At 60.6% G+C, this 17999-nt stretch carries 12 protein-coding genes; 9 read left to right on the top strand and 3 right to left on the bottom strand.

Going from position 1 to position 17999, the window contains the following annotated elements:
- Positions 1-35 precede the first annotated feature (35 nt).
- Positions 36-4157: a peptidoglycan-binding protein gene (locus BUA94_RS04090; protein ID WP_208979958.1), complete on the bottom strand. Its 4122-nt coding sequence runs from the start codon at positions 4155-4157 to the stop codon at positions 36-38.
- 477 nt (positions 4158-4634) lie between these two features.
- Here BUA94_RS04090 and BUA94_RS04085 point away from each other — a divergent pair, with 477 nt between their 5' ends.
- From BUA94_RS04085 to BUA94_RS04050, 8 genes are all read left to right on the top strand, one after another.
- The gene (locus tag BUA94_RS04085) at positions 4635-5099 is read left to right on the top strand and encodes a MerR family transcriptional regulator (RefSeq protein WP_073009137.1); all 465 of its coding nucleotides are present in this window, start codon (positions 4635-4637) and stop codon (positions 5097-5099) included.
- A 383-nt stretch (positions 5100-5482) separates the two neighbouring features.
- Positions 5483-7279 carry an acyl-CoA dehydrogenase C-terminal domain-containing protein gene (locus BUA94_RS04080; RefSeq protein WP_073009134.1) on the top strand — a complete coding sequence of 599 codons (1797 nt, stop codon included), beginning with the start codon at positions 5483-5485 and terminating at the stop codon, positions 7277-7279.
- An 82-nt stretch (positions 7280-7361) separates the two neighbouring features.
- The gene (locus BUA94_RS04075; protein ID WP_073009131.1) at positions 7362-8000 is read left to right on the top strand and encodes a glutathione S-transferase family protein; all 639 of its coding nucleotides are present in this window, start codon (positions 7362-7364) and stop codon (positions 7998-8000) included.
- A 25-nt stretch (positions 8001-8025) separates the two neighbouring features.
- Positions 8026-9234, top strand: coding sequence for an acetyl-CoA C-acetyltransferase (locus BUA94_RS04070; RefSeq protein WP_073009128.1), 1209 nt, complete (start codon positions 8026-8028; stop codon positions 9232-9234).
- A 22-nt stretch (positions 9235-9256) separates the two neighbouring features.
- Complete coding sequence (locus BUA94_RS04065) at positions 9257-11476, top strand: 3-hydroxyacyl-CoA dehydrogenase NAD-binding domain-containing protein (RefSeq protein ID WP_073009125.1); 2220 nt, start codon at positions 9257-9259, stop codon at positions 11474-11476.
- 252 nt (positions 11477-11728) lie between these two features.
- The gene (locus BUA94_RS04060) at positions 11729-12730 is read left to right on the top strand and encodes an AraC family transcriptional regulator (RefSeq protein WP_073009122.1); all 1002 of its coding nucleotides are present in this window, start codon (positions 11729-11731) and stop codon (positions 12728-12730) included.
- A gap of 336 nt (positions 12731-13066) precedes the next feature.
- Positions 13067-14143 carry an AraC family transcriptional regulator gene (locus tag BUA94_RS04055; protein ID WP_073009119.1) on the top strand — a complete coding sequence of 359 codons (1077 nt, stop codon included), beginning with the start codon at positions 13067-13069 and terminating at the stop codon, positions 14141-14143.
- Between the two features lie 594 nt (positions 14144-14737).
- Positions 14738-15013 carry a DUF6460 domain-containing protein gene (locus BUA94_RS04050; protein WP_073009116.1) on the top strand — a complete coding sequence of 92 codons (276 nt, stop codon included), beginning with the start codon at positions 14738-14740 and terminating at the stop codon, positions 15011-15013.
- Positions 15014-15016: 3 nt separating this feature from the next.
- On the opposite strand, the gene BUA94_RS04045 is transcribed toward BUA94_RS04050, so the two are convergent.
- A complete protein-coding gene (locus tag BUA94_RS04045; RefSeq protein WP_073009113.1) occupies positions 15017-15931 on the bottom strand; it encodes a histone deacetylase family protein in 915 nt (304 codons plus the stop codon).
- 68 nt (positions 15932-15999) lie between these two features.
- Positions 16000-16449 carry a DUF2867 domain-containing protein gene (locus BUA94_RS04040; protein WP_073009111.1) on the bottom strand — a complete coding sequence of 150 codons (450 nt, stop codon included), beginning with the start codon at positions 16447-16449 and terminating at the stop codon, positions 16000-16002.
- Positions 16450-16619: 170 nt separating this feature from the next.
- Here BUA94_RS04040 and BUA94_RS04035 point away from each other — a divergent pair, with 170 nt between their 5' ends.
- Positions 16620-17993 carry an MATE family efflux transporter gene (locus BUA94_RS04035; RefSeq protein ID WP_073009108.1) on the top strand — a complete coding sequence of 458 codons (1374 nt, stop codon included), beginning with the start codon at positions 16620-16622 and terminating at the stop codon, positions 17991-17993.
- Positions 17994-17999 lie beyond the last annotated feature (6 nt).

Here is a 17999-nt window from a genome sequence, read left to right as displayed (position 1 = left end):
GGTTTTGATGCGAGGCCCCGGCCGCAAGTCTCACTCTAGATGGATTGGCTTTCCAGTTCCTTGATAAGGTCGTTATCAACCTCACCGGTTTCCGGCTTGCCCAGACTGCGCTGGAAGGCGCGGATGGCGCTGCGGGTGCGCGGCCCCATCTGCCCGTCCGGAGTTCCCGTTTCAAAGCCGAGACGATTCAACTCGTCCTGGGCCTTGCGGACCATTGCCTCGTAATTGGGGATGCCTTCAAAGCCAACGGCTGCTCCAGGAGACGCCGCGCCAACGACCCAGGACGGATCTGCAACGACCTTGTTGGCCGCATCCTGCGGGGTCTTGAGCTGGAAGGTTTCGACGGCCTTGCGGGCAAGCGCCAGTGTGGGCTCGTCCATCATGTTGGCCACATCGTCCCGCTTCTTGGCTGCGTCCCGGTCGCCCTGTTCGGCGGCGATGGCAAACCACTTGTAGCTCGCGATCAGGTCCTTCTCGACGCCCAGACCGCGGGCATAGAGAATGCCGAGGTTGAACAGGCTGTCCTTGACGCCGTAATTCGCGGCTTCCTCGAACCACTTCGCGGCTTTGGCGAAATCCGGAGCGCTGTCCGAGCCTTCCGCATAGAGAACCGCCAGATTGTGCATCGCCTTGGCGTTGCCGGCTTCCGCTGCGCGCGAGTACCAGTCCTTTGCCTTGGCTATATCCTGCTCAACGCCACGGCCCTTTTCGTAAAGGCTGGCCAGACGGTATTGGGCCGGAGCAAGGTTCTTGTCGGCAGCCTTCTGATACCACTTGGCAGCCTCTGCCAGATCAGCCGTGATGCCTTCGCCCTCGGTGTATTTCACGCCGATGATGAAGGCAGCTGCGGCATCGCCGCCTGCTGCAGCCTTGCGCAGGGCCAACGGACCAACATCTTCCGGCGGCAGAGCCGCTTCAAGACTTGCAGACAGCACGCCCGGATCTTCAGAGCTGAAGGACGATCCAGGCTGCACTGGCGCTGTACCGAAACTGCCCGGAGTGGCACTGGGTGAAGAGAAGGCCAGAGGAGCCTGAGGATTTTCTGCAGTGCCTGCCGAAGGCGCAACGGCGCCGGCATCAGCAAGGGCTGCCGGATTCTGGGCCATGGGCGCAGGCACAGGGCCTGCGGAAGGTGCGGCCATCGGGGTCTCTGCCGGAGCCGGCAACTGGCTCTGCGCCGCCGGTACTTCCGGGGTCAGGCTTTCAGAAGATCCGCTTTCCGGCGACAGGCTAGCCAGATCGGAAGCCGTATCGGACGGGACGGCCGGCAGCTCCCCTTGCGCCTCTGCCAGATCCTGCGCGCCTTCCATCTGTTCCATCGGCGCTTCGGCCAGAAGGTCTGCACCCGTATCGGACCCACCGGTCACAGCGCGGAACACCTGCAGCGTACCGAGAGCCAGAACGACAGCAGCCGCAGCAAAGAGCAGAGCGCGCTTGCGTCCGCCGCCGCCTGCGGGCGCGGCGTCCTCTTCGAGACCGGCATGATCCGGCTCGTCCAGTTCCTTGGTCTCACGCGGCACTTCGACAACAGGAGCACGGCGCACATCTTCCCGGCCCAAGGCACGGGCCTTGATCGCCTCGGACGGGCTCTGAGCAGGTTCGCCCGTTTCGTCGGAGCGCTTGAGAACCTTGCGCAGCCATCCGGCCCGCGCCTTGCCCGGCGCATCCTCGGCCTGAGGCTTGGACGGCTCGCGGCCCATCTGGGCTTCAATGCTGGCCGCTTCCTCGGAGGCGGCCTGAGCGGCGCGGCGGGCAGCGGCAATAAAATCTGCCTTCCGGTCGCGCACGCGCTCAACCGGACGGTCTTCTTCCTTCTCGACCTTCCGACGCAGGCTCAGCTTGCGAGACGGCGCAGATGGCACTTCAGGTGCTTCGGCGCGCGGACGCGAACCGGAGCGTTCCAGATGATCCAGCCGGTCGGTCAGCGCAGACAGAATGTCCTGAACGCCCTTGAAGGTGTTGCGGGTCCGCTCATCGGCCCCTTCTGCCGCATCCAGAAGGCGGCGAAGATCCGACTGCAGGCCCTCGATGGCATCGTCATACTGGGCCGACTTGGTCGCGGGCCGTGCGGCAACAGCCTCACGCGCTGCCGCCTTGGCGATTTCAGCCGCATCGGTACGGGAGGAATTCAGGCCGTCCTCGATCCGGGCAAGCACAGCGCCGAAGCGGGAAACGTCATCATCCAGATGGCTGACGCTTTCGATCTGTTCGGCAAGGCTGGCAACCTTGGTGGCTAGATATTCAAGACGCGGATCATCGCCTGCATCCCCGCCACGGGCAACCGCATCCGCCAGCTCGCTGATCCGCTGCTCAAGCGCGGAAGTTTGCGGACGGGCCTCAAGCTTCGCCCGCATGTCGCTGATTTCCTGGCTCAGCCGGGCAATATCATTGGTGGTCACGCTTTCGCGCGGACGGTCCAGCTCGGTGGTCAGCGTCTCGATGCGGGACTGCAGATCGCTCAGGACCTTGCTGCTCTTGCCAGCCATGCCGGCGAGCGCCTGGACCTGCGCCGCCGTGGTGCGCTCAGCCTTTTTCTCGATGGCTTCGATCTTGCCGGAGATCGCATCCAGGCGTTGCTCGATGGCAGAGAAGGCAGCGGGTTCCGATGACGGAGCCGGTACGACCTTTTCCATGCGGTCGAGACGGCTGGAGATTTCCTGAAGCTTGGTGTCAACGCCGATGAGATGGGCCGGATCGCCCTGCCCGCTCCGGTCGCCAGACATCATGCCGACAATGTCTTCCAGACGCCCCTGAAGACGGTTCAGCACATCGGCATCAGGCAGACGGTCTTCCATTGCGGAAAGACGGCTGTCGAGACCCTTCTGGTGATGGGCAAGCTTTTCGATATCGTCCAGACGGCCTGAGACAACCTTCATGCGGTCATCGATGGCTTCGACCAGGCCGGAAACGTCAATGTCTTCGACAAAGGCGCGCACGTCACGCAGCTCTGCGCGGAGCGGCTCGATCTCGGACCGGCTGTTCTGGCGCAGCAGGTGCTCGACCCGTTCGGAAATATCGGCAACGCGGTCCTGAAGCAGGGACATCTGCTCGCCGCGCGGCAGCGCGGCAAACGCATCCTCGATCTCAGACAGGCGTTCGGTCACGCTGTGCAGAATGCGCGGATCAACGGTTGCGCGGGTCAGTTCGTCCAGACGCTGGAGAATATGGGCATAGCCGTGCTCGAGGCTTTTCAAGGCCCCGTCCACATTGGTGCGCCCCACCATGGTCTTCAATTCGGCGACTTCCTTGCGCACTTCGCGTGCAAAGGTGTCATCGGTGCGTTCAACCCGCAGGCGGGAGACCATTTCGGCAAGGCGGCGCAGCTCGCTGTTCTGCTGCCCGACCTTTTCATCGGTTCCAGCCGTATAGGTGCCGATGGCGGCCTTGAGTGAGCCGAGCTCCTCGCGCACCATCTTGTAAGCTTCTTCCTGCGGCTTGCGCAGGGCATCGATCCGGCGGCTCAGATCCTTGTAGATCGACATGTCCGGCGCTGCGGGCGGCCGTTCAGCCAGCGGGCGGCGCGACCGGAAGGGCTCGCGTTCGGCATAATAGGGACGTTCCGTCTCGCCATCCTCATAGCGGGCTGCGCTGTAGGAAGCTGCCTCCTCGCGGCGGGATTCGTCCTCGTAGGGACCATCCGCGAAAGGCCGTTCCTCGTCGTATCTGGCAGGCGCAGCATAGGCTTCTGCAGGACGGCGCGGGGCAACGCGGGGAGCCGGACGGCGGGGCTCCTGTGCGGGAGCTGCCTGTTCGCGTGAAGCGCGGCGCGGGGCAACGGCTTCCACCGTATCCCACTCGTCGTCCAGACCGACATCCTCAGCCTCATAGGCATAGACGTCGTCTTCCTGCTCATAGGTATCGCGGAAGGACGCTTCATCGCGCCAAGCCGGTTCTGGCTGGCGGCGGGCTGCCCTTGCGGGCGCTCTGCGGCCGCCACGCGGTGCCCGGTCGCTCAACAGCCGGTCCAGCTCGCTGGCAACGGCTTCCATTTCCCCTTCGTCGACAGCATGGCCGCCGGCGGGAACACGGGTCCGTCCGAGAGAGGTGGCGGTTCGCGTCAGCCGCTCGACACGGCTGGCGGGTTCTTCCTGCATGCGCCTTGGATCGCTCGCATAAGCGTCGTCGGAATACTGTCCGGACCGCTCGTCACGCTTCATGTGACCATCGCGATGAAGGCGTCCTGCCTCACGTGTTTTCCAAGCCGGCATATTCTGAACCCTGGCCTGCGATCCGGAGACCGCTCATGAACTGTTTTGGGCTGCACGACGAAAAACTCACTACAAACAATCAGGGCAGCATTTACGGAATCTTTCTCCGAACAGGGTAAACACGGCGTTAATCGGCATTGCCAAATGCAACACCGGCCGCTTTGGCAACCTGATTATCGGGAAAAATCCGCACCCGCGGCCAACATCCCCGGTTAACGAAACTGCGTTGTTGGAGTTGCTGACGCTGGACCTTGACCTTCGCGTAAGGTACACGTGATTATCAAGACACGCGCCGGAGCGCGCGCGGCCTTATCCACATTCGCCGGAAGAGACTTGGCAAAACGACGGGTAACCCCGTCGCCAAAGGAACCGGCTTTGCATGAAGATAAAGACCTCCGGCCCCTCCGCCCGGACAGGAAAGACGTAATGAGCGAAGCACTTTCGATACTGGACGAGAACGAACTCGTTGATGTCGTTGCAGCACGCGACGAAAGCACGAAGAAGATCCAGTTCACGATTGGCGACCTTGCCAAGGAATTCAAATGCACCCTGCGCACCTTGCGCTTCTATGAAGACAAGGGCCTCCTCAACCCCAAGCGTGATGGTCTGAACCGGGTCTACACCCGCCGGGACCGTGCCCGCCTGAAGCTGGTTCTGATGGGCAAGCGCGTCGGCTTCTCGCTGACCGAGATCCGCGACATGCTGGATCTTTATGATCTGCGCGATGGCCAGGTCACCCAGTTGCGCGTCGCCCTGTCGCGCTTCTCCGACCAGATCGCCGTTCTGGAAGAACAGCGCCGGGATATCGAGCAGGCCATCGAGGAGCTTTCCCGCACCGTGGAAATCGTCTCCGGCATGCTCAAGCACAAGGAAGCCTCTGGCGAGGAGTAATCTCCTCATCAGACCGGCAGACCTTTGAACCCGCTCCGGCTCCGGAGCGGGTTTTTTCTTGCCTGTCCTTAGGCAAATTTGCAGGAGCAACCCTTTCCCGCTGCCCCCGATGCGTGTTTCCGGATTTCGATTGACGGATTGCGCGCAGAAGCGCTTCATTCGGGAAACTGCGAAAAACGGACAAAAACGGCCTCAGGCGCCTCTCGTTTCGTTACGGCAAACCCGAAAAATGCCTCAGATGGGTGGAAAATCGCAAAAATAAGCACACGTTTCCCCTGGGACACCCCCTTGCTGAGAAGAATGAGCCTGACTATAAACAAGACAAGGTGACGTTTACGGAAACGTCAAGCACAGCAGTCACCGGCAAATCTGGGAGGATTTCCATGCCGAGCTATACCGCACCTGTCGACGACACGCTTTTCCTGCTCAACGACGTTCTGGGCCTCGACGCTTATGCCGACCTGCCCGGCTTTGCAGATGCAAGCGGCGACCTTCTGGAAGCGATCCTGCGCGAAGGCGCGAAGTTTTCCGAAGAAGTGCTCCAGCCGCTGAACCTCTCCGGCGATCAGGAAGGCTGCACCCGGCACGACGACGGCACCGTCACCCCGCCCAAGGGCTTCAAGGCCGCTTACGACGCCTTCTGCGAAGCTGGCTGGGGCACGCTGTCTGCCGATCCGGAGTTTGGCGGCCAGGGCCTGCCGCACACGCTGGCCATTGTCCTCAACGAATATCTGTCCGCGTCCAACATGGCCTTTGCCATGTATCCGGGCCTGACCGCCGGCGCCGTGGCGGCCCTGACCCTGCATGCCAGCGACGAAATCAAGGCCAAGTATCTGCCGAAGATGATCTCCGGCGAATGGACCGGCACGATGAACCTGACCGAGCCCCATTGCGGCACGGATCTGGGTCTCATCCGCACCAAGGCCGTGCCCCAGGCAGACGGCAGTTACAAGATCACCGGCACCAAGATCTTCATTTCCGCAGGCGAGCACGACATGGTGGACAACATCGTCCATCTGGTTCTGGCCCGGATCGAAGGCGCACCGGAAGGCGTGAAGGGCATTTCCCTGTTTGTCGTCCCGAAGAAGAGCGTCGGCGACGACGGTTCGATCGGCGCAGCCAACGGCGTTTCCTGCGGCTCCATCGAACACAAGATGGGCATCCACGCCAATGCCACCTGCGTCATGAACTATGACGCGGCTACCGGCTGGCTCGTTGGCGAAGAGAACAAGGGCCTGCGCGCCATGTTCACCATGATGAACGAGGCCCGTCTCGGCGTCGCGGTTCAGGGCCTGGCCCAGTCAGAAGTCGCCTATCAGAATGCTGTTGTCTATGCCAAGGATCGCATCCAGGGCCGCGCCCTGACTGGCCCGAAGGCACCGGACAAGGCAGCAGATCCGATCATCGTTCACCCGGACGTGCGCCGCGTGCTGATGCAGATCCGCTCCTTCAACGAAGCGGCCCGCGCCCTCGTCCTTTGGACGGCCCTTCAGGGGGACGTCTCCCACCGCTCGCCGGATGAAAAGGCCCGCACCAAGGCCGATGACATGATGGGCCTGATGACCCCGGTCCTGAAGGGCGTTCTCACCGATACTGGCTTTGCCAATGCGGTCAACGCCCAGCAGATGTTCGGCGGCCACGGCTACATTGCCGAATGGGGCATGGAACAGTTCGTCCGTGATGCCCGCATCGCCATGATCTATGAAGGCGCAAACGGCATCCAGGCACTGGATCTGGTCGGCCGCAAGCTGCCCGCCAATGGCGGCCGCGCCGTGATGGGCTTCTTTGCGGAGGTCAACGCTTTCCTGAAGGAAAACGGCGAGGACGAAGCGCTTCAGCCCTATCTGAAGCCGCTGAAGCAGGGCCTTGATCATCTGCAGCAGGCGACCATGTGGTTCATGAACAACGCCATGAAGAACCCGGATCATGCGGGCGGCGGCTCCGTCGACTACATGCACCTCTTCGGCCTGGTTGCCCTTGGCTACATGTGGGCGAAGATCGTCAAGACCGTGAACGCCAAGCTGGCCGCCGGTGCAGATGGCAAGGAAGAGTGGCTGAAAGCCAAGCTCACTTTCGCCACCTTCTTCATGGAACGCCTGATGCCTGAAACCGGAGCGCATCTGGCCCGGATCTCCTCCGGCGCAGACACCATGATGTCGCTGGACGCTGCCCAGTTCTGATCCTGAACCGGCAGGGAGGGAGCCCGCCTGGCACCCTTCCTTGCTGGCCGAATGGCCGGCCCCCGCATAGGAAAGTCATGTCATGTCCGACTATACGCTTCATTGTTTCGCCCAGTCCGGGAATGCCTACAAGGTTGCCCTGATGCTGGAACTCAGCGGCGCGGACTGGACGCCGCAATGGGTCGATTTCTTCAACGGCGCCTCCCGCTCACCCGAGTTCCGGGAAACCGTCAACGAAATGGGCGAGATCCCGGTTCTGGACCACAAGGGCACCCGGCTCACCCAGTCCGGCGTGATCCTGGACTATCTGACGTCCGAGCTTGGAACCTTCGGCTGGAAGAATGAGGAAGAGCGCCGCGAAGTCCTGCGCTGGATCCTGTTCGATAACCACAAGCTGACCAGCTACACGGCGACGCTCCGGTTCCTGCGCATGTTTGCCAAGACCGGCGAGACCGAGGTTACGGCCTGGCTCGAAGGCCGGGCGAAGGGCGCCTATGCGGTGCTGGATGCGCATCTGAACGGGCGCAGCTTCACCGTCGGTGACCGGCCCACGATCGCTGACTTCTCGCTCTGCGGCTACCTGTTCTGGCCGGACGAGATCGGCATCGACTTCAGCGCATATCCGAACATCAACCGCTGGCTGGACGCAATCCGTGCCCTGCCCGGCTGGAAATCACCTTACGACCTGATGCCCGGCCATCCCCTGCCGGCCAAGTCGTAAAAGATCATAATTTGAGGAGGACACCATGGCGGAAGCATTTATCTACGACCACGTGCGCACGCCACGCGGCCGTGGCAAGAAGGACGGCGCCCTGCACGAAGTGCCTGCCGTTCGTCTGGCCGCAACCACCCTTGAGGCCCTGCGCGAGCGCAACGGCCTGGACACATCCCGCGTCGACGATGTGATCCTCGGCTGCGTTGACCCTGTGGGCGAAGCCGGCGGCGACATTGCCCGCGCGGCCGTCTTTGACGCGGATTACGACACCTCCGTTCCGGGCATGCAGATCAACCGCTTCTGCGCTTCGGGCCTCGACGCGGTCAACATGGCTGCGGCACAGGTCATGTCCGGCCAGCACAAGCTCGTGATCGCAGGCGGCGTGGAAAGCATGAGCCGCATCGGTCTTGGCGCGTCCGGCGGGGCATGGCCGATTGATCCGATGGTGGCTGTTCCCTCCTATTTCATGCCACAGGGTGTATCCGCCGACCTGATCGCAACCAAATACGGCTTCAGCCGCACCGACTGCGACGCCTATGCGGTGGAAAGCCAGAAGCGTGCTGCCAAAGCCTGGAACAAGGGCCGCTTCGAAAAGTCGGTGGTTCCGGTCAAGGACATCAACGGCATCACCATTCTGGACCGGGATGAGCACATGCGCCCGGAAACGGACATGCAGTCGCTGGGTGCGCTCAATCCGTCCTTCGAGATGATGGGTGCCATGGGGGGCTTTGACGGGGTCGCCATCCAGGCACATCCGGAACTGGAAAGCGTCCGTCACGTGCACCATGCCGGCAATTCCTCCGGGATCGTGGACGGTGCCGCGGCCGTGCTGATCGGCTCCTCTTCGGCCGGACGTTCTGCGGGCCTGAAGCCGCGCGGCCGGATCAAGGCCTTCGCCAACATCGGCTCCGAGCCGGCTCTCATGCTGACCGGACCAGTGGATGTGACCGAAAAGCTGCTGAAAAACGCCAAGATGACCATGAAGGACATCGATCTCGTCGAGATCAACGAAGCCTTTGCCTCGGTTGTCCTGCGCTATCAGCAGGCCTTCAAGCTTGATCCGGAGATCGTCAACGTCAACGGCGGCGCCATTGCCATGGGCCATCCGCTGGGCGCAACCGGCGCCATGATCCTTGGTACGGTTCTGGACGAACTGGAACGCCGCGACCTGAACACCGCCATTGTCACCCTGTGCATTGGCGCAGGGATGGGCACCGCGACGATCATCGAGCGCGTTTGAGAGCGAACCGGAGGAGACAAAAATGACCTACAAGAACTTCACCGTTGAAACCGGTTCCGACGGCATTGCCCTGATCACCTGGGATATGCCGGGCAAATCCATGAACGTCATCGACCTCACGGTCATGGAAGAGCTGAACCAGATCGTTGATCAGATTGCGGGCGATGAAGCCGTCAAGGGCGCCATCATCACTTCCGGCAAGGCCGCCTTCTCCGGCGGCGCTGACCTGACCATGCTGGAAGGCCTTCTGACCGACTTCCACAAGCAGCGTGCCAAGGACCCGGAAGCGGCCGCCAAGGCTCTCTTCGAGGGCTCGCGCAAGCTGTCGCTGATCTACCGGAAACTTGAAACCTGCGGCAAGCCGTTTGTCGCGGCGATCAACGGCACCTGCATGGGCGGCGGCACGGAACTGGCACTCGCCTGTCATGCCCGCCTCGGCTCAGAGGACGATGGCTTCAAGATGGGCCTGCCGGAAGTGAAGGTCGGGCTTTTCCCGGGCGCCGGTGGCACACAGCGCGTCATGCGCATGGCCGATGGCCAGCAGGGCATGCAGTTCCTGCTGCAGGGCAAGACCCTGCGCGGTGCACAGGCCAAGCAGCTCAAGCTCGTCGACGACCTGGCCCCTTCAAAGAAACTGGTGGACGCGGCGCGCAAGCTGCTCGCAGCCGGTGTCGACCCGGTCAAGCCCTGGGACAAGAAGGGTTTCAAGCTGCCGAACGGCCCGGTCTATTCGCCGGCCGGTTTCCAGTTCTGGCCGGCCGCCAATGCCATCTACCGCCGGGAGACCTATGACAACTATCCCGGCCCGCGCTACCTGATGAGCGCGGTCGTGGAGGGTCTGCAGCTGCCGATGGATCTCGCCCTTCAGGTCGAGAGCCGCTACTTCGCCAAGGTGCTTCAGACGCCGGAAGCCGCGAACATGATCCGGTCGCTTTTCGTCTCCATGCAGGAGCTGAACAAGGGCGCCCGCCGCCCGGCAGGCCAGCGCCCGAACAAGATCAAGAAGGTCGGCATTCTCGGCGCAGGCTTCATGGGAGCAGGCATTGCCTATGTCACCGCGCAGGCCGGCATCGACGTTGTGCTGATCGACCGGGACCAGGAAGCTGCCGACAAGGGCAAGACCCATTCGGAAAGCCTGATCACCAAGTCCGTCCAGCGTGGCCACGCCACCCAGGAGCAGAAGGACAAGCTGCTGGCCAAGATCACCGCCACCGCTGACTACGACGCTCTTGGCGACTGCGATCTCGTGATCGAGGCCGTGTTCGAAGACCGGGAAGTCAAGCGCCAGGTAACGGAGAAGGCCGAGGCGGCGATGAAGCCCCGCGCGATCTATGCCTCCAACACCTCTACCTTGCCGATCACGTCTCTGGCCGAAGCGTCCAGCCGCCCGAAGAACTTCATCGGCATTCACTTCTTCTCGCCTGTCGACAAGATGATGCTGGTCGAAGTGATCATGGGCAAGAAGACCTCGGACAGAGCCCTGTCCATGGCACTCGACTACATCAAGGCCATCAAGAAGACGCCGATCGTCGTCAACGACAGCCGCGGCTTCTACACGTCCCGCGTGGTGATGACCTACATCCGCGAAGGCCTGATGATGCTGGCGGATGGCGTGCCTGCCGCCATGATCGAGAATGCCGGCAAGATGGCGGGCATGCCCGTCGGCCCGCTGTCGCTGGGCGACGAAGTCGCGCTGGATCTGGCCTGGAAGATCGTCTCCGCTACCCGCAAGGACCTGGGCGTGAAATATGTCGAAGGCCCGCTGGACAACATCCTGGAAGAGATGGTGGTCAAGCGCGAGCGCTTTGGCCGCAAGAACGCCAAAGGCTTTTATGACTACGAGGGCAAGAACAAGAAGCTGTGGCCAGGCATTCCGGAGGTCACCGGCCAGCCCAAGCCAGCATCCAGCTTCCACATCGAGGAGCTGAAGCAGCGGCTTCTGGTGATGCAGGCGCTTGAGACCGCCCGCATCTTCGAGGAGAAGTGCCTGACCGACGTGCGCGAGGCCGATGTCGGCTCGATCCTCGGCTTCGGCTTTGCCCCCTACTCCGGCGGCACGCTGAGCTACATCGACACCATGGGCACGGCCGCCTTCGTGGAGCTTTGCAAGAAGTTCACCCGCAAATGGGGCCCGCGCTTCAAGCCGAACAAGCTGCTGCGCGACATGGCCAAGGGCAACGAGACCTTCTACGGACGGTTCCCGCCCGAAAAGGCAGAAGTTCAGGTCGAAGAAGCCGCCTGACCGTCTGGTCCACTCGATTACAGATCCCGCAGAACGTCCCCGCACGTTCTGCGGGATTTTTGTTGTTCATCGGACATGCGGGGCGGCATGCAACGCAACATTCGACATGACGAAACTTTAGGGCACGACCCCAGCAAAACGGCCAAAGATTACTTTTTTGTCGAAATTTTTTGCATTTAATTCCATATCTTGGCATTTTGTGACAGGATGGCATTGGGAGAAACGACAAGCAGTCGAACGGGGCGTCGTCTGATGAACGTGAAAAATGACTGGTGCAGATGCGAAGCTCTGCGCGTTTTACGCGATCATCCTCTTACGAGCGGCATGAACTGGCGGGATCTGGCCCGCAAATACCAGTTCGACCTTGCGGCACTTGACGATGCGGAAGGAACAGCTCCGTTCAGAGCCTGGTTCGGCGTGTTCGAAGACGCGGCGACCTATGTCGGCAACGATGCCATCATGTTCGATATTTTCTACGACATCGACCTGGGCACATTTTCCGTCTTTGACTATCTCTTCAGTTGCGCCCCGACCTTGAGAGAATCCTGCCAGTCCTGGGTGAATTACATCCGGATGCGCAACAACGTCTATCTTCTCGAGTTCCGGGAGACGGAAAACGAAGGGTGTTTCGAATGGCCGATCGTTGATGACTTCGGCTGCTGGCGCCAGAACATGTTCGGACGGGTTGGCTGGGCCATTCGCCGGTTCGAAACCGCGATTGGTGAGGAAATTGCCCCACTAAGGATTGAGCTGGCCGCAGAACGCCCTTCAGGACCCAGCAAATTTCTGGAAAAATATGCTGATCGGATTGCCTTCAATCAGACCCGCAACGCGGTGATCCTGCCGAAGGATCTTCTTGACCGGCGGCCCGTGGGCGGCGACCGGAATCTCTATGCCATTCTTGTTCAGGCAGCCAAAGAGGAACTGGAACAGCACAATTCCAGCAAGACCAAGCTATCACCCGTCATGGATGCCATGGCGGACTGCATGAAGCTGGGCAATTTCAACCTGAACACAGTTGCCGACCAATTGGGGGTCTCTGCCCGCTCGCTTCAACGCACGCTGGAAGCGGAAGGAACCTCGTTCCGCCAACTAAGCGAGGACTTCCGGCGGGAGGCTGCCGAGAGATACATTCTGGGCACAAAGTTGCCGATGAAAGAAATTGCCTATCTTCTCGGCTTCTCCGAGTTGAGCACTTTTTCGCGAGCGGTAAAGACCTGGTTTGGCACTTCGCCGCGAAACCTGCGTCACTAGATTGCCGGAATTGGTTGGGTTATGCGAGGAGACTTTTTCCTCTCGCCTCAATCCCAAATAGAAAACCGAGTTATTTGAATAACCTAACGAGGGCAAAAGTAAGTAAAAACAATTATAATAATATAAATGATATATCTTTTAAAATCGCACCATAGTAAATCTACTGGTAATGCTGATATGATATATAAATGTTTTATCTATTTTAGCAAAAAATTAGAATTATTATCAATATACAGAATAAATCAGATGCATTACCTTTTCTTTGACCAGATCATAACGTCTTGATTGTCCAATGAATGAGCAAGGGGCGTACCTTGCGGGAGGCAGCGGGGAGCGATGCCAAACCGGGCGAAACTTCTTAATCCGGGTGCGGATGAATGGGTCACGGCTGGCCCGGTCATTCTGCTGGAGAACCTGGCTGCGAAAGCAGGGGCAGACTGGCAGCGGATCATTGCCAAGTCCCATTTGAACGCCTGCATGCTTCTGAGTCCGGACAACAGGATCCCGATCCAGCCAACGCTGGCCCTATTTGAAGATTTCGGCGCCTCCTGCAACGATCACGACGCCCTGTTCGACGGCTTTCACCGGTTGCCCAGAGGGGATGCGGGAAGTTTCGACTACATGGCATTATTTGCTCCGAGCATTCGCCAGGCTCTGAAGAACTGGAGCATCTTCTATCCGCTGCGCAGCAATTGCATCGGCCTTACCTATCAGGAGACCGCGCAGGACGGCATTCTGACCTGGGATTTGCCCGACCGGTTCGGCCCTCGCACGATCTACAGCATGGCGTTCATGGCCTATCTGGTCGGCCGGCTGGAGCGCATGCTCGAACAGGATACCGCCCTGCCGATGCGGATCGAATTCGCCTCCCTGCCTCTCAAGACCATGCCGGAGTTTTTGAAGCCCTACGCCCAGCGCGTGCGTTTCAACTGTCAAACGACACGCCTTTTGATCTCCGCTTCGCTTCTGGATCGCAAACCGTCAGGATCAGAAGCCAATCTCTATGTGATCGTGGAAGGCGCGGCCCGCCGGGCTCTTGCGGAAGCAACCTCTCAACCTTCGGCCATCAGTTCAATCACCGCTGCCATCAGTTCGGAGATGCAGAAGGGGGACTGTTCCGTCAGGGCCATCGCCCAGGCGCTTGGCATGTCCGAGCGCTCTCTCCAGCGCACACTTGAAAGCGAAGGAACGACGTTCCGAAAACTGCTGGATGATGTGCGCAAGCGCCGGGCGCAAACCTATCTGATGGAGACGGACTGGCCAGTCGGGGAAATTTCCCAGCACCTCGGCTTTTCCGATATCAGCGCATTCTCCAGAGCCGTCAAGCAATGGTACGGCGTCTCGCCGCGGGGGCTGCGCATGGAAGCTTCTGCGCCGCAGGCTGTGAGCGAGAAAAACGCAAGGCTTCGTTAGAAGAGCCAGATTTCAAATCTTCGGAAGGAAGAGGAGCGCGGGACGACCCAATCCGGGTGTCCCGCGCCAACTTGATACCTGCGAAGAGCACCGGGAGGGAGGGACCGGGCACCTTCATCGGAGTTTCACCTGATTGAGACTGCAAGTCCGCCAACATGCAATCCCCAGTGAAACCCTGGCATCACGACAGGTTCAGCCATTATATGCTCTGTTCAGGCGGGCGCCGAAATCGAAACCTGCGCTACCGATGGGGCGAGTGCTTCAGGGTTCTTATGTGACCGGCTGTCCCGCCATCCGGCGAGCTGAACCAGAAGAGATGCAGGCCGCAAGTCCTGCGCTCAACACATCCCTTCCTAACGCTGAGGTATACCTCAATTAAGGGTGTTTGTATTTGGCACAAAAGCCTTCAATCTTAACAGTAGATGCCAATATTGCACTTTTCCAGACCCCTTTTGCCACTCATGCTTGCGGTCAGCTGCGGCAGGTCACTTGTTCAACACCGACACAACAGAGGATGCGAACCTGCCATTGCGGTCAACGCGGTTCCAACCTAAGTAGGCAGTAGCGCCGTTTCGCGCAGTCAGGAGACACGTCATGTCCGATCACAATCTGGCCCGGTTCATGGGAGGCTCGCCTGCTCAGGTCATCCTGCGGCTGGTCTTCCTGTCCTTCGTGGTCGGGGTCATCCTCTCCGCGCTCAACCTGGATCCGCTCAGCCTGTTCTATCATGCCCTCGACTTCATCGAACGGCTCTGGAACATGGGCTTCGCGGCGGTCGGCAACCTGATGCGCTATTTCGTACTGGGCGCCATCATCGTCGTCCCGATCTGGCTCCTCTCCCGCATCCTGTCTGCCGGACGGGGAAAGTAAGCCCTAGCAATCCGCTAGAAATGACGCGGCGGCGGCCCGGTGCAAGTTGCAGTGCCGGTCCGCAAGTTCTTCGATGTCGGTGGAATAGCCCCCGCCCAACACGCCGGCCAGCGGCAGCCCACTGGCGCGCAAAGTCTCGATGACCATCTTGTCCCGCGCCATAAGCCCTTCCTGTGTCAGCGACAACCGGCCAAGACGGTCGCCTGCGAAGGGATCGACCCCGGCGTTGTAGAAGACAATGTCGAAAGGCCCCGCCTCCAGGACCGTGTCCAGAGCCGGCCTCAGACGATCGAGATAGGCCGCATCGCCCACCCCATCCTCAAGTCCGATATCCAGCACGGAGGGCACCTTGCGCACCGGATAGTTCTTCTCGGAGTGCATGGAAAAGGTGAAGACGCTGCTGTCACCGGCAAAGATGTCAGCCGTACCATCGCCCTGATGAACGTCGAGGTCGATCACCAGAGCCCGCCGGATCACTCCATCGGCTTGCATCACCCGGATCGCGACCGCCACATCGTTGAAGACACAGAAGCCCGCTCCATGCTTCCAGCGGGCATGATGGCTTCCCCCGGCTGTGTTGCAGGCAATGCCGTGCTCCAGCGCCAGATAGCCGGTCAGTACCGAGCCGCCGGTCGCACAGCGCGCGCGCAGGGCAATGTCCTCTTTCATCGGAAAGCCGATTTCGCGGGCAACCGCATGAGGTACCGAACAGGAAAACACCTGATCGACATAGGCAGGATCATGGGCGAGAGCCACCCATTCGAACGGTGCGGGGCGCGGGCGATGGAACTTGCCGCCTGCTACCAATCCCTCGGCAGTCAACTGGGCAGCAACCGCACGGAACTTGTCCATCGGAAACCGGTGGCCTTCAGGAAGATCCGCGCAATAAGCAGGATGATGAACAATCGGAACAGGCATACAGAAGTCATAATTCACCGGAGCTATGGTTCAAGCTCCCAGTGAAAAATCGGCACGGGGTATGCCCGTCATTTTCCGATGCGTCTGAGCGCATCGCGTACAATCAGGATGTGGAACGGCATGACGGCCGCCAGATAGAGCCGCCCGAAGACATTCTTCGGCTGCACCCAGGTGGCCATGTGAATGTGCCCGTCCTCACGCATCACCGAAATCCGGAAATCCAGATGCTTGTCGGGCATGCCAAGCATGATTTCCCGGCTGTTTTCAAAGGTGACGGGAAACATCCCGATTGCATCGCCTGTTGCAGGCCGCGAGGTCTTCAGGCCAAAGGGGCGCACAAGAAGGTTCCGCAGCCTCAGGAGCAAATTGGCCCAGCCAGGCATGGCCAGCCCTGTCTCTGCGGCCTCTCTGGCCCCGCGTTCGGAGGGAACCGAATAACCATCGACAAAGTCGCCCGGTTCGACAAGGAGCCAGATATGCGATTCCAGCGGATGGGAGGTTTTTTTGACGGGGCACATGGAAAGCTTCCTGTTCTGAGGAGGCTGAATCCTGTGCGCTCACGACAAGAAACACCAGAGCCACGATGACGCACGCGGCAATCGGTCATCCCTCGGGCCGATTGTGGATTGTCTTGACCTTCCGGTGGCGGCCACTGACTATCCGGTTCTGGCTTCCTTCAGGATTCCCCATGACCGTCTCTTCTTCCCAGGCCTCTTCGCAGGCTCAGGCCTTCTCGGTCACGCATCGCAGTGTGCTGGCCATCGCCGTCCCGATGACCCTTGCCTATCTGTCGACGCCCCTGCTCGGGATTGTCGACACCGCGGTCATCGGCCAGCTTGGCGACCCGGCTCTGCTTGGCGGCATCGCGGTCGGCGGCGTAATCTTTGACGTGCTGTTCATGAGCTTCAGTTTCCTGCGCTCGGGCACCACGGGTCTCACCGCCCAGGCCCTCGGAGCGGATGACCAGATCGAGATCAAGGCAACCGCCCTGCGCGCCCTGATCGTTGCCTGCCTTATCGGACTTGCCATCCTGCTGGTCCAGAGCCTTGCCCTGGGAGTGGGCCTGAGGCTGATCGGCGGCAGCGCCGAGGTCCAGGACGCAACGGAGCGCTATTTCTCGACGCGGATCTACAGTGCCCCGTTCCTGCTGGCCAATTATGCCATCCTTGGCTGGTTTCTCGGCATCGGCCGCGCAGGTACGGGCCTTTTGCTGCAGCTGGTCAGCAACGGTCTCAACATCGTCCTGTCCCTGATCTTCGTGCTCTGGCTGGACTGGAGCGTGGAAGGCGTCGCGGCCGGAACGGTCATCAGCGAGGCCGTCACGGCGCTTCTGGGCGCCAGTCTCTTCCTCCGTTCGGCCCGCCATACGCCCTGGCCGGCGCGCGAGACGATCTTCGACAAGCGCCTGCTCTTGCGGATGATGGCGGTGAACCGGGACATCATGATCCGGTCCTTCTGCCTGCTCAGCGCCTTCGGCTTCTTCACCAGCAAGTCTGCGGCGCAGGGCGACGTTTTGCTTGCGGCCAATGCGCTTCTGGACAAGCTGTTTCTGGTGGCCAGCTATTTCCTCGACGGTCTGGCGACGGCTGCCGAACAGTTTGCAGGCCGCGCGGTCGGAGCGAGAAACCGGAAGGCCTTTGACCTGGCCCTGAAGATCACCAGCCTCTGGAGCTACGTTCTGGCGGGCGTGCTCGCGGCCATCTTCCTGAGTGCCGGTCCAGCCCTTCTCGATCTGATGACAACCGATGCCGCCGTCCGTGAAACCGGAAAGGCCTATCTGATCTGGTCAGCCCTGACGCCCCTCTCGGGTGTTCTTGCCTTCCTGATGGATGGCGTCTTCATTGGCGCCACCTGGTCGCGGGACATGCGCAACATGATGCTGCTGTCTCTCGCGGTCTTCATCGCAGCCTTCTACGTCCTGTTTCCGATACTCGGAAACCATGGACTATGGCTGGCGCTGAACATCTTCTTCGGCATGCGGGGGTTCAGCCTCTGGCTGATCTGCCGGAAGCGCCGGGCGGATCTGTTTCCAGAGCCCGGCAGCTCGCTTTTGCCCGTCTGAGCCCCG

It is taken from the genome of Roseibium suaedae (assembly GCF_900142725.1).
GTDB lineage: Bacteria > Pseudomonadota > Alphaproteobacteria > Rhizobiales > Stappiaceae > Roseibium > Roseibium suaedae.
The sequence above is the reverse complement of the archived record's forward strand: the minus strand, read 5'-3'. Positions and strand labels throughout refer to the sequence as shown.